This is a genomic window from Phytohabitans flavus (assembly GCF_011764545.1).
Taxonomy (GTDB): Bacteria; Actinomycetota; Actinomycetes; order Mycobacteriales; family Micromonosporaceae; genus Phytohabitans; species Phytohabitans flavus.
On the sequence record NZ_AP022870.1, the window covers coordinates 4,846,091 to 4,858,796 of the forward strand.

11 protein-coding genes and 1 riboswitch are annotated in these 12,706 nt (G+C 70.8%); of the genes, 2 read left to right on the forward strand and 9 right to left on the reverse strand.

The window, feature by feature from the left end; translation table 11 throughout:
• Positions 1 to 21: 21 nt before the first annotated feature.
• Positions 22 to 156, forward strand: a riboswitch (cyclic di-AMP (ydaO/yuaA leader).
• Between the two features lie 254 nt (positions 157 to 410).
• Positions 411 to 1,214, forward strand: a complete 804-nt coding sequence (locus tag Pflav_RS21180) for a C39 family peptidase (RefSeq protein ID WP_232071704.1) — start codon at positions 411 to 413, stop codon at positions 1,212 to 1,214.
• 969 nt (positions 1,215 to 2,183) lie between these two features.
• Here the strand turns inward: Pflav_RS21180 and Pflav_RS21185 are convergent.
• From Pflav_RS21185 to Pflav_RS21215, 7 genes are all read right to left on the reverse strand, one after another.
• Positions 2,184 to 3,455 carry a sensor histidine kinase gene (locus tag Pflav_RS21185; RefSeq protein WP_173037696.1) on the reverse strand — a complete coding sequence of 424 codons (1,272 nt, stop codon included), beginning with the start codon at positions 3,453 to 3,455 and terminating at the stop codon, positions 2,184 to 2,186.
• Positions 3,365 to 4,147, reverse strand: coding sequence for a hypothetical protein (locus Pflav_RS21190; RefSeq protein WP_173037697.1), 783 nt, complete (start codon positions 4,145 to 4,147; stop codon positions 3,365 to 3,367). Before Pflav_RS21190 ends, Pflav_RS21185 begins: the two co-directional genes overlap by 91 nt.
• 119 nt (positions 4,148 to 4,266) lie before the next feature.
• Complete coding sequence (locus tag Pflav_RS21195) at positions 4,267 to 5,514, reverse strand: vanadium-dependent haloperoxidase (protein ID WP_173037698.1); 1,248 nt, start codon at positions 5,512 to 5,514, stop codon at positions 4,267 to 4,269.
• 147 nt (positions 5,515 to 5,661) lie between these two features.
• Complete coding sequence (locus Pflav_RS21200; RefSeq protein ID WP_173037699.1) at positions 5,662 to 6,084, reverse strand: SHOCT-like domain-containing protein; 423 nt, start codon at positions 6,082 to 6,084, stop codon at positions 5,662 to 5,664.
• 20 nt (positions 6,085 to 6,104) lie between these two features.
• Positions 6,105 to 6,365: a hypothetical protein gene (locus tag Pflav_RS21205; RefSeq protein ID WP_173037700.1), complete on the reverse strand. Its 261-nt coding sequence runs from the start codon at positions 6,363 to 6,365 to the stop codon at positions 6,105 to 6,107.
• Positions 6,362 to 6,724 carry a DUF2089 domain-containing protein gene (locus Pflav_RS21210; protein WP_173037701.1) on the reverse strand — a complete coding sequence of 121 codons (363 nt, stop codon included), beginning with the start codon at positions 6,722 to 6,724 and terminating at the stop codon, positions 6,362 to 6,364. Before Pflav_RS21210 ends, Pflav_RS21205 begins: the two co-directional genes overlap by 4 nt.
• Positions 6,725 to 6,835: 111 nt before the next feature.
• Positions 6,836 to 7,435 carry a TetR/AcrR family transcriptional regulator gene (locus Pflav_RS21215; RefSeq protein ID WP_173037702.1) on the reverse strand — a complete coding sequence of 200 codons (600 nt, stop codon included), beginning with the start codon at positions 7,433 to 7,435 and terminating at the stop codon, positions 6,836 to 6,838.
• A gap of 68 nt (positions 7,436 to 7,503) precedes the next feature.
• Here Pflav_RS21215 and Pflav_RS21220 point away from each other — a divergent pair, with 68 nt between their 5' ends.
• Positions 7,504 to 8,334, forward strand: a complete 831-nt coding sequence (locus tag Pflav_RS21220; protein WP_173037703.1) for an SDR family NAD(P)-dependent oxidoreductase — start codon at positions 7,504 to 7,506, stop codon at positions 8,332 to 8,334.
• Here the strand turns inward: Pflav_RS21220 and Pflav_RS21225 are convergent.
• Positions 8,331 to 9,293 carry an FAD-dependent monooxygenase gene (locus Pflav_RS21225; protein WP_197938676.1) on the reverse strand — a complete coding sequence of 321 codons (963 nt, stop codon included), beginning with the start codon at positions 9,291 to 9,293 and terminating at the stop codon, positions 8,331 to 8,333. The genes Pflav_RS21220 and Pflav_RS21225 overlap by 4 nt on opposite strands.
• A gap of 263 nt (positions 9,294 to 9,556) precedes the next feature.
• Positions 9,557 to 12,691 (reverse strand): BTAD domain-containing putative transcriptional regulator, encoded by a 3,135-nt coding sequence (locus tag Pflav_RS21230; RefSeq protein WP_173037704.1) that lies wholly within the window; start codon positions 12,689 to 12,691, stop codon positions 9,557 to 9,559.
• Positions 12,692 to 12,706 lie beyond the last annotated feature (15 nt).

Consider the following 12,706-nt stretch of genomic DNA (forward strand, 5'->3'; position numbering starts at 1 on the left):
GTGTTGTCGCCCCCGCGACGCCGAGCAGACCCGCCGAGTCGCATACGCGAGCCGGGGACCCAGGGCAGTTGGGGTGAATCCGCGGTCACGACCGTGGTAGGGCGAGCTTCCCGCCCGAATCCGTCAGCTAACCCGGTAGGCGGCCAGGAAGGAGACCCCCGTGCAGTTTCCGCTGTGCCGTGGCCCGTCTGCCGGTCACCCGCTGTCTGTTCATCGCTTCGCGCGTCTGAGCCGACCCCCGCTCGACAAATAGCGATTGCGGTAAATACCTAGGTCGATTCCGCGACCCTTCGCGCCGCTGATCAGCGCTGCGCCGGTTGTGCCTGCCCATTGGCGGCCGCCGGTCGCGGAGTCGACCCCGTCACCCTGGCCCGATTCGATGACGGGCCGGATTCCCCCTGGAGGACCGAGTGAAGCACGGACGCCACCGTGTCAGCAGGGCACCCGTCACCATCACCCGTAACTACAGCATCGTGGCCGCATCGGCCGTATTTCTCAGCGTGGCCGCGACAACCGGCGCACTGATGAACTCGTCGAATGCGCCGGACCTTGCCGCCAAGGAGATTCCGGCCGTCACCGTTCAGGCCGTGGCCGCCGATCAGGCGCCGAAGGAGGAAGCGGCGCAGCCCGGCCCACCGGCGGCCCCTAGCCAGCCGGCCAAGCCGGAGGCGAAGCCGTCGAGCCCCGCCCCCGCGCCGGCGCCGCCGAAGGCCAAGACCCTGGATTACACGTACCAGGGCCAGCCCAACAGCTACTGGTGCGCACCGGCGGCCACTCGCATCGCGCTGACCGCCCGCCACATGTTTCCGAGTCAGGACGACCTCGCCGTCCAGCTCAACACGACCTTCAACGGCACGGACTCGGCCGCGGACACCACCCGGGTGCTCAACAGCCTGACCAAGGGCAACTTCTACCGCACTCGGGAAATCCCCGGCGAGGAGGCGACGCCGGCTGAGATGGACCGCCTCCAGGCCGACGCCGTGCGGGCGATCAGCAGCGGGTACGCCATCGTGGCCAACGTCGTCGGTGGTGCCACCCGCGCCGATGGCAGCTGGCTCGAGTGGCCCGGCGGTCACTACATCACGATCGTCGGTTACGAGGACGAGGGCCGGATGCTGCACATCGCCGACCCGGCCAACCCGAACGTCAGCTCGTACTCGATCAGCACGATCGAGATGGCCAACTGGATGTCGCAACGCGGCTACTCCGGCTGATCCGGTCAGGCCAGCACGACAGGCAGCAATGACATCATCCGGCGGGCCAATCTGATGATTGGCCCGCCGGATCCGGCTGGGCGGCCACGACCCGGTCCGAGGTAAACCAGCGGCTGGCAACGCTGGCCGATCAGCTCACCATCCATTAGAGACATTAGGGTCGGTCAATCCACAATGGAGATTTGAGCTACCGCGACGTCCGCGGTGGTCCGGACCGCTGCTCCCGCGGCCTCACCCTCCGCGCTTCACAACCCAACCCCAACCCCGGCCCGCACGGCCCGCGGCAAGACCGGCCCGGGGTGGGTCGCGCGCCGCATTTGCTCTGCTTCCCTACCGGAGGCACCGGCCCGCGCCGAGACATCGGCCTTTCCCTTGATCGACGGAAACCGCGCCTAGCCGAGCTGCGATCGTGGCGAAAAATTACCCCTCCAGAGCCTGGCGCGTAATTGGCGGTGCGCTGTTCGTCAAGTCCGCCAGCTTGGTCGTTGCGGTCGGATCGAAGTAGATCCAGAACGTTTAGGGTCGATATAGCACACAAGACGTTCTAGATCTACATTCGCAAAAGAATATATGGGGCAAACCCGGCAACCGATGGTGCCTGCGCGTCGATGCCAGGCGAATTCCAGCCGCTCGCGGCGGGATTGACATCGAGCCTGTGCCCAATTACGCGCCAGGCTCTCCAGGGGCAACTTCTCGACACGGACGGCCAGAGTGTCCACCGATCAAGGCCACGCTCCTCTTCGCCGTCCGCGGACGTCTCCTTGATCGGCGCGATGGGGTCGGAGCACGCAGCGATCCAGGAGCGTCGCGCATCGCGCGCGTCGGATTGGCCGCGTCCCAACAGCCGGCTATGCCGGCCCGGTTTGGTTGTGTAGCGCGGAGGGTGAGGCCGCGGGAGCGACGGTCTGGACCACCGCGGACATCGCGGTAGCCCAAAATCTCCAACGTGGCCTAACGCGCGGTCGCGACCTACAGGTCTTGAGCGTTGTGTGGGCTTGCCTTGGTCCGTGGGAGCCAGAACTCGACCTCGGCGCCCTCGCCGGGTCTACTGTGGATGGTCATCGTGCCGCCGAGGTCGGTGATCCGGCCGCGCATCGACTGGGCGACACCCAGCCGGCCGGCGTCCTCCGCGTCGGCCAGGCGCTGCGAAGTAAACCCGACACCGTCGTCTCGGACCGTGACGCGCACGGCGTTGCCCTCGTCCTCCAGCAACACCCATGCGCGGGCGCCGGGTCCGGCGTGCCGGCGCACGTTGTCCAAGGCCGCCCGCACCGCCGCGGTCAGCTCCTCGGCGGTCCCGGCCGGCAGCTCCACAGCTTGCGCCGGCGCCGCGACCTCGACCGCGGGGGTGGCCAACGCCCTCAGCTGGGCCCGCACATCCTCGCTGGCGCCCGGCTGGGTCGTGGCCTGTCCGCTGAGCAGAGTCCGCAGCGCCGCCTCCTGCTCGGCGGCGAGCGTGGCCAGCTGCCCACCCTGCCCGCCGAGCTCGGAACCGTGTCGCTGGACCAGCGCCAACACTTGCAGCACGCCATCGTGGATGGGACGGGCCAGCCGGTCCCGCTCGGCAGCGGCGGCGCTGCGGCGGATCTGCTCCGCGTGTTTGCGTTCGGCCGATCGGGCGGCGACCTGCTGCGCGAAGGCGAGCCCGCCGATCGCCGCGCCCGTCACCAGCAGCAGCACGGCCGACGTGTTCAGGTGGAGCACCGGGTTGAGGAACGACGAGACGGGCTCCCCGTCCCGCAGATAGGTCGCCGAAACTGTCGCTATGCCACCCGTGGCGACTACCGCGGCCACCGGACCGAGCGCGGCCGGAAGGCTGCCGCGCGGTGCCAGCACCGCCGCTGTGGCGCCGATGACCGCGGTGCCGGCGGCGGTGACCAGGACAAGGATCACCAAGGCCGGCACGGTGCTCTCCCGGTCCGCCAGCTTCTCCGGATGGCCGCCGGTCGCCGCGTAGGCAATGAACAGTGTGATCGCGCTGAGCACCGCCAGCGCACTGGCAAGCGGCATGCGCCAACGGCTCGCGGCCACGATCGCGCCGATCAGGACACCGGCCAGCGCGCCGACCGACCGCACCAGCTCCAGCGAAAACAGTGCGGTCATCGCGAGGATCGCCGGGGCCACGAGGGCGACCCGCACGGTCGCGGCGGTCAGCGACCCCGCCAATGCCCACAGCCCTCCGAGGGCGGCGATGCAAACCCCGGCGACCAGCGTGAACACCCCGATGATCGCGGCCGCCACGTAGAAGCGCCGGTACAGCGGGATCCCGAGAGGTCGAGCAGGACGGCGAGCCGCTCGATGGTCAGGAACGAGAGCGGGATCGCCACGCACATCGCCAACGTGCCCGTCACGATCGGACGGATCCGCCACCACGACCAACGACCGGCCCCGACGAGCCCGACGGCGTCGCGGTCGCCGTGCCTGATGTACCACGCGGCCGGCAGGAGCCCGGCAATGCCGACCACGAGCATCCCGAGGTGCCAGGTCGGGATGGCCACGTTGGAGATCAACCAGCCCGCTCCGACCAGCGCCGACCCGAAGATCTGCGCGCCGGCCGACAGCCCAGCGATCGCGGCGCCCCACCCGGTGTCCACCCGGGCCAGGCCCTGGGCGCAGGCAAGCACGCCCACGATCGTCAGCGGGTATCCGGCCGAGGTCATGACGCTGACCTCGACCGGGTAGCTCAGGCCCGGATGTGCCCACAAGCCCGGCACTGTGAGCAGGGCCGCGGCGACCAGTAGGTACGGCCACCATCGCAGCATGCAGAGCCCCGCCAGGGTCGCCAGGATCGCCACTGCCAGAGACCACCACCCCGGGCCGCGGATCTGGCCAAGCCCCGCGCCGTCCAGAAAGGGCGCCGGCCCGCCGTACCGGGGTGAGGCCCAGATCGCCAGCAACAGGCAGCCACTCACCCCGCCCAGCGCTGCCGGCACATGCCGTATGGACCCACCCGGAACCGCTCGTCTGACAAAAGGCACATCAGCAATATCCCGTACCGCCTGTGCCGTTACCTGAGCCCCGCTACTCATCCTCCTCGGCGCAGGACCCGGCGCTAGCGCCCGTGGGAGGGGCGGGGGCGGAAGTGGTGGCCGATCCCGTACCGGGCGACTGCCTCCCCCAGCCGGACGCCGTCCACGTCGGCGGTGCGGAAGTGGAGGCCGCCCCACACGCGGGCGCCGACCAGCTCCTCCACGGCCTGGGAAAAGCGGGTGAACGACCGGGTGGCGTCCGCGTCGACGCTGTAGGCGTGGAACTGGACGGTGTCCCGGGCGAAGAATGACCTGAACACCGACATCCGCGCACCGGTCGCGCACGCGTGGCCGGACGGGTACTCCGGGAACGGCGGCGTCACCAGCAGCGGCGTCCATCCGGGGTCGTCACCGGCCCGGATCGCGGTGATCGGGCGCCAGAAGCCCCACGCCTCTTTCTGCCGGAAGCAGGCGATCCCGGTGTCGGCCACGACGAGGTCGACCATCGCGAAGAGCCGCGCGGTGCGCAGCGGATCCAGCCGCTGGCCGACCGCGAGCTGCCGCTTGATCTCCCAACCCACCGAACGCCGGTCGTGCCACCAGATGGCCGCCTCGGTCTGGTCGGCGGTGCGCACCGTGCTGCCGGCCGCACCGACAAGCTTGACCTCGTCCAGGTCCCGCGCGTACGTGCGGCTCGTCAACGCCGGCGGGCCCGGCGCGGTGAACGCCTCCGCGCTGGGCAACAGGAACGGCCTCACGAACCCAAGCCACGCCCCGTCCGAGACGAACGCCGGCGGCGTCGGCCGCCACTGGCCGGGCTGGTCGCCCACCGTCCACTGTTGACTGCCGAACGCTCCGTCGTCGCGGCGCGCGTCGACCATCGCGGCCGCGGCCCGGCCACCGACGGCGATACCGGCTCGCTTCGACCGCCCGTCCGGTATCTCCGCCAGGTACTCGTCGTACTGGGCCCGCAACCGCTCGCTCTGCGCCGGGAACAGGTCGGCCATCACCCGGTAGGCGGCGGTGGCCACGGCGGCCTCCGTGGACTCGGTCCCTGTGGTCCGGGGCGCGACAAGATAAGGCTGGTACGGCACGCCGGCGATCGCATTCACCGCGTCGTAGACCGCCCCGCTGACCATCGCGAAGCTGCGCACCTGCGCATTCGGCTGCTGGGCGGCGATGTCCCAGATCGCGGTCTGGGCGTTGATGTCCCAGACGACGACCGGGTTGTCTCTGGGGGCGGGTGCGGAGGCGGAGGCGGATGGTGCCGGCGCCCCTGCCAGAAGGACCAGGGCGGCCGCCGCCCCACAGAGCCAACCGCGATGCGCCATGACCCATCCCCCCAATGGCCGGCGTCCAAGCGTCCACCGCATCGTGCGCCACCACGACCCGAAAAGGCAATGATGTTGATCAATTAAATGGCGCCGGACAGCCGCTCGACCCCGTGGTCCGGGCGGGCGTCCGGCGCGGTGGCGGTGTCACTCGCAGTACACCCGCATCTTGGTGTCGGGTTGGTCGAGGTCGACGGTGAGCTCGTCGAGGTGCTCGACAAGGTCGTCGAGGTGCTGCGGCTTGAGCTGGGTGAGGTCGATCGGGACCCCTGTCTTGTCCAGCTCGGCGTTGACGCGGATGAGCACCTGCGGAGGGACAAGGCTGGCGAGCCGGACCCCGGCGCGCAGCAGCTGGAGCGGGACCCTGATGTTGATCCGGCCCGCACCGCCGTCGGAGTTGTCGTCCATCACCACGCGCAGGTACCTAGGTCGGGTTTTCGGGCTGAGTGCGGCTCCCGGCGGCGGCACAGGCTGGTCTCGCTCGACGGCGTCGATCAGCCGCTCGGCCTCGTCCGCAGTGATCTTGCCCTCGGCCAGCATCTCCAGGATCTGGCGGCGCTGCTCGTTCATCGTTGCTCCTCTCGTCTGAGTCATCTGACGCTCACCAGCACGGCCAGCTGACCGTCGTCGATCTCGAACCGGGCGCCGGGCAGCGCCCACAGCAGTCGCCCAACGCCGCGCAGCGCGCCCATCGGGCTCACCCGGAACATGCGGCATGCGACAAGTCCGGCCAGCACGGCGAGCAGGAGCAGCGGTGACAGCACCAGCAGCACCGGCAGGACAGGGACGAACAGCCGGAGCCAGCGGCCGTCGGAACGGCGATAGCGCACCGTCACCAGCTGCGGGATCATCGGGATTTCCCCAGCTCGGCCAGCGCCTCCTGGACACTGATCTCCCCCCGCCGCAGGCGGTCGACGACGTCAGCCCCAGTGGGCGCCGGGTCGGTGTCGACGAAGTCGAGGCGCTCGGCGATCCGGTTTAGCCGGGACTTGATCGTCGGGTAGCTAACCCCGAAGATCCGCTCCATCTCCTTGATCGAACCGTGCGACCGCACGAACGCGGCCACGAACACCTGGTCGTCGACGCTGAGCAGAGCCAACTGCGGCGGCTCGAACTGACCCTCGACCACTACGCCGCTGCCGGCGAGGCGGACCCGCTCGACCACGAACGGCTGTCCGCGCGTCAGGTCCGTCAGCTCCTGCCAGTCCACCCTGGGCCCCTTACTGTCGGCGACATGCTCGCCATTAATTTGTATCTTGATTTTTTTAAGCAGTCAACGTGCAAACCTTGATTTTCCTAAGTTGATCTTCAAGGCTGCGAGCTAGGCGCGAGGGGTGAGGGTGGCCATGGCGCGGTCGACGGCGTCGCCGAGCGGGCTGGTGGCGCCGGAGGCAAGCCAGGAGTGTTGGGCGGCGACAAGGCAGCCGAAGGCCGCGGCGGTGAGCGCGCGGGGCGTGGGGTCGTCGACCGCGTATGGCCTGCCAGCCGCCGCGGCGCGCTGGCGTAGGGCGTCGACCACGGCGTCTTGGATCTGCTGGAGCTTTTGCAGGTAGGCGGCGTGCAGGGCGGGCGTTTCGAGGACGACCCGGTGGATCGGCTCGGCGATATGCTGCTGGCCCGGCTCGTCCAGGATGTCGAACAGGCGGCGCAGCGACACCCAGACCGGCTCGCCCGGCGGCCGCGTGCGGAGCGTGTCGAGCATCTGGTCCGCGGCCAGGTCGAGCTTGCCGACGACGATCTCCTCCTTTGTGGCGAAGTAGCGGAAAACGCTGCGCTGCGACATGCCGACAGCCGCGGCGATGTCGTCGATGGTGGTGGCCTCATAGCCGCGCTCGACGAACAGTGCGAGCGCCGCCTCGCCGATCTCGCGCTGCACGGCTCGGCGGGTGCGCTCCCGGAGGGCGGGCTGTTTGGGCTTCATGATGCGTCGATCATATCGCCAGCAGTCATGGTTGACAGTGACTGACATGTTCGGCGTACGCTGTCGTCATGCCCAAGACCATCGTGATCACCGGCGCCAGCGACGGCATCGGCGCCGCGGCCGCACGACAGCTTCACCAGCACGGCCATCGAGTCGTCGTCGTCGGCCGTTCCCCCGACAAGACCAGGTCAGTCGCCCGGGAGATCGGCGCGGACCACTTCCTCGCCGACTTCACCCGCCTCGACGAGGTGCGCAAGCTCGCCGCCGAGCTGGATGCCGCGTACCCGCGGATCGACGTGCTGGCCAACAACGCCGGCGGTGTCTTCGGCGATCCCACCAAGACCGTCGACGGGTTCGAGAAGACCTTCCAGATCAACCACCTGGCGCCGTTTCTGCTCACCCGGCTCCTGATCGACAAGCTTGTCGCGTCCCGGGCGACGGTGATCCAGACCTCGAGCGTCGGCGCTCGACTGGCCGGCAAGCTCGACCTCGACGATCTCGACCACGACCGGAGATACAACCCGGTCCGGGCCTACAACGCGGCCAAGCTCGAAAACCTCCTGTTCACGAAGGAACTGCACCGCCGCTACCACGCCCAGGGCATCTCCACGGCCGCCTTCCACCCGGGCAACGTCGCGACAAGCTTCGGCACCCAGTCCCACAGCTGGCTGATGAGGTTCATCACGACCAATCGCATCACCCGCGGCATGCTGATCACCCCGGAGAGGGGCGCCGACCAGCTGGTCTGGCTCGCCGAGAGCCGTCCCGGCCTGGACTGGGAGCTGGGCGGCTACTACGAGAAGCGCAAGCCCGCCAAGCGCGTCAACCCGCAGGCGCTCGACACCGGCCTCGCCCGTGGGCTCTGGGACCGCTCCGAACAGCTGATCGGGGATCCTTAGCCGACGGTGGGGTACTGCGGGAGCGTGATGGCGCTGGCGGCGCGGCGGGCCATCTTCGCGGGCAGGTCCCGCAGCCACGGCATGAGCGGCATCATCCGCATGTTCAGCCGCATGAGCCCAGCGAGAAAACGATTGGCGGGCACCATCATGCTGGCCGAGTCGGCGAGCTTCTGGCAGCCGTCCACATAGGACCGCATGGCGCTCTCGTACCGGGCGAACGCCGTGGCGTGGTCGCCGCCGGCCGTGGCCAGCTCCCCGGCGAGCACGTAGGCGCCGACGACGGCGAGGCCGGTGCCCACGCCCGACAGCGACGACGGGCAGTACCCGGCGTCGCCGAGCAGCGCGATCCGGCCGCGTGACCAGCTGTCCATCTTTATCGTGCTGACCGAGTCGAAGTACAGGTCCGGTGCCGTGGCCATCAGCTCGAGCAGCCGTGGCGTCTCCCACCGCGCTCCGGCGAACGCCTCGTGCACGATGCCGCGCTGCCGATCGCCGTCCACCCGGTCGTACGACAGCGGGGGCGAGGCGAAGTACAGCAGCACCCGCGCCTCGGTGTTCTCGCGGGCGCTGTAGACGACGATGCGCTTGGGCTCGCCGTAGACGAGGCCGCTGTGGTCGAGCGCCAGGTAGTTGGGCGTGGTGAAGATCGCGCAGTGCAGGCCGAGGTGCTTGACGTACGACCGCTCCGGCCCGAACGCCAGCGAGCGGACCCGCGAATGCAGCCCGTCGGCACCGATCACGAGGTCGAAGCTGCGCGGCGCCGCGTGCTCGAACGTCACGTTCACCCCGTCCGCGGTCTCCTCCAGCGCGGTGATCGAATCGCCGAAGACGTACTCCGTCTCGTCCATGGTCGCCTCGTACAGGACGCGGACCAGGTCGCCGCGCAGGATCTCGACGTCACCACCGGTCTGCTCGGCCGGCATGCGGGCCAGCTTCTTTCCCGCGCGTTGACGTACCACGAATCTCCGGTACCCGTACGGGCGTGCTCCACCTCGTCACGTATGCCCATCCTCGACAGCAGATCGAGGTGGACGGGTCCGCGGAAGTCGACGGCGTACCCACCCTCGCGCAGGGCCGGAGCGCGCTCGACGACGGTGGGCGTGAAGCCGTACCGGTGCAGCCAGTAGGCCAGAGCCGGGCCCGCGATGCCGGCACCGGAGATCAGGATGTCACGGGGTTGTCCAGGCGAGACAGTCATGCCGGTGAGCGTGGCGGGGCGGCCTCACCGGGCGCTCACCGCCCGCTCACCGGCCAGGCGCTGCGCTGGCGAGCCCGTGATGACCGACTCTGGTACCCCGACGAGTCGCAGGGCTTCGACGCTTCCGAGCTGCGCCGAGGCGGCGTACAGCGCCTCGTACCTCTGGTCGCCGAGGGCCAGCCGCGCCGCCTCCGCGTGGCGCGACGTCTCCGGCTCGACGACGGCGGCCGGTCCACGCAGCGCCCGGGCCGCGCCGAGCAGCGAGGCCGCGCGGAGGGGATCGCCGTCGTCCAGTTCGATTCCGGCGAGCGTGTCGACGGCGCGAGCGTTCAGGTGGAGCACTCCCGTCGCGGCCGCGAGCTCGATCGCCTGCTGGCAGCGCGCCCGAGCCTGCGCTGGATCGCCCTCGGCCAAGGCGACGCGGCCCAGGCCCAGCAGGGCATCGGCCCGGATGCTGGCGCTCCGGATCCAGATGGTGTCGACGTTTGTCAACGCCTGCTCATACCGCCGGCGTGCCGTGGCCAGGTCGCCGAGCAGGTAGGCGATGTCGGCCAGGCCACGCGATGCCATCGCCTCGTAGACCGGCAGCCCTGCCCGACCGGCCAGCAGTGCCGCCTCCTCGTAGTCGGCCCGAGCGATCGAGGGATCCGTCCCCGCCGCGACGGCGTCGCGCAGCCGGTAGTCGCCCCGGTCGCACGACAGGTCGCACCGCTCCTCGATCGCGCCGAGCTCGTCGACGAGGCTCAGCGCCTCGTCGGTCAGGGCGACCGCCCGCGCGTGCTCACCCCGCATCGAGGCGGTGCCGGCCAGCGATCCCAGTGCCATCGCCTGACCCCACCGCTCGCCGAGCGACCGGAAGCCCGCAAGCGCCTGCTCGAACTCGCGCTCCGCCGCGGCCATGTCGCGCAGCAGAAACTGCGGGTACCCCAGCACCAGGTGCGCGGAGGCGACCTCCCAGGCGTCCGCGCTGTCGCAGGCCCGCGCCATGAGCGCGAACAGCGGCCCGGCGTCGACCTCCGGACCGACCGTCGTCCAGAGGAACGTGGTCAATGGGTGCGGCACTCGACCCGGCGCCATCGCGACCTCCAGCGCGGCCGCGATGTGTCGCTGGCCAGGGCGCACCGGAGGGTGTGCCGCCGCCAGCACGCAGAGCACGTACTCGTTTTCCAGGCCCGGTGGCGGACCGTCCGCCAGCTGGTCCAGGGCGGCGGCCGCGTGCTCGGCGGCGAGTCCGAGGGCGCCGCGCATCCAGAGGTACGTCGCCGACGCGGCCACCAGGCGCAGCGACAGTGCCGTCTCCCCCGCGCCGACCGCCCATCGCAGCGCGGCCAGCAGGTTTTCGTGCTCGTCGCCGAGTATCCGAAGCCAGGCGAGCTGCTCGACGGTACGCAGGCGCGGGTCGGCGGTCCGCGCCAGCGACAGCAGGTACTCGGCGTGCGCCCGGCGCGTGGCCTCCGACTCGCCGGCCTCGGCCAGGCGCTCGTCCGCGTAGGCGGCGACCGTCTCCAGCATCCGGTACCGCCCGCCGGCCACCGAGAGCAGCGACTTGTCCACAAGGGAGTCGAGCACGTACGGCACACCCGCGACCGCGCAGACCTGGGTCGCGCCCGCGACATCGGCGTCGCCGGCGAACACCGACAGCCGTCGCAGCGCCGCCTGCTCCCCGTCCGAGAGCAGATCCCAGCTCCACGCCACCGCCGCCCGCAACGTCTGATGCCGCGGCTCTGCGGTGCGGTTGCCGCGCGACAGCACCGCGAACCTGTCGGCGAGCCCCTGCCCGAGCGTCGCCACGTCCATCGTCCGCAGCCGGGCGGCGGCCAGCTCGATGGCCAGGGGAAGGCCGTCGAGGCGCCGGCAGATCTCGGCGACCGCCTCGGCAACGGTCGCGTCCAGCGCGAAGCCCGGCCGTACCGCCGCGGCCCGGTCGGCGAACAAGCGGGCGGCGGCGGTCTCGTCGAGCACGCTCACCGGCCAGAGGTGCTCTCCGGCCGCCCGCAGCGGCTCCCGGCTGGTGGCCAGCACCCGCACTCCGGGGCAGTACGTCAGCACCTGCTCGGCCAGCTCGGCCACGCCGTCGACGAGGTGCTCGCAGTTGTCGAGTACAAGCAGGGTGGACCGGGTGGACAGCGCCGCGAGCAGGCGGGTCGCGGGCGGCGCCTCGGCCGGCATCGGGTGCGGCCCGCTGTCGCGCAGGCCCAGCGCGGTGAGGATCGCGGGCGGCAGCTGCGACGGGTCGCGCAGGGCGGCAAGGCGTACGAACAGCACGTCCGCCCGCCGCGCGGCGACCTCGGCCGCCAGCCGGGTCTTGCCCACGCCACCGGGGCCGTAGAGGGTCACGAGTCGGGCGCCGGCGAGCAACTTCGCGACCGCGGCGACGTCATGGGCCCGTCCGACAAAGCTGGTGAGCGCCGCCGGCACCCCGGCCCGGGCCTCCGGCCGGAGCAACGCCAGGTGTACGGCCGCGAGCTCCGCGGACGGCTCGGCCCCGAGCTCCTCGACGAGCCGCTGCCGGAACGCCGCGAAGGTGGCCAGCGCCTCGGCCGTCTCGCCGGACGCGACGAGCGCGCGCATCAACAGCCCGTGCGGTCGCTCCCGGAGGGGATTCCGCGTCACCAGCTCGCGCAGCTCCGCCACCGCGGCCAGGTGCTCACCCAGGCGTAGCTCCGCCTCGATCCGGTCTTCGACCGCGGCCGACCGCCGCTCCTCCAGCCGGCTCGCCATCGCCCGTGCGGAGGGGGCGTCGGCCACGTCCGCCAGCGCGGCTCCGCGCCACAGCACGAGCGCGGCGCCCAGGAGCGCGGCGGCGCGGCGCGGGTCGCCCTCGCCGAGCGCCTGCCGGCCCTCCTCCGACAGCCGCTCGAACTCGGTCGCGTCGATCTTGTGGTCGCCGGTGAGCAGCCGGTAGCCGGAGGGCAGCGAGTCGATGGTGACCTCTGCCAAGGTGCGCCGCAGCCGGGAGATCTGCGACTGCAACGCGTGTCCGGCGTCGAGCGACGGGCGTTCGCCGTACAGCTCCTCCACCAGGCTGTCCACGCTGACGGCCTCGCCCGCCCGGACGAGCAGGAGCGCCAGCAGCGTACGCAGCGCCGGCCCACCGATGATGACCTCGCGGCCGTCGGCGCGCCATGCCCGCGTCGTCCCGAGAATGCCGAACCGCACCCGCCTATTGTGCTG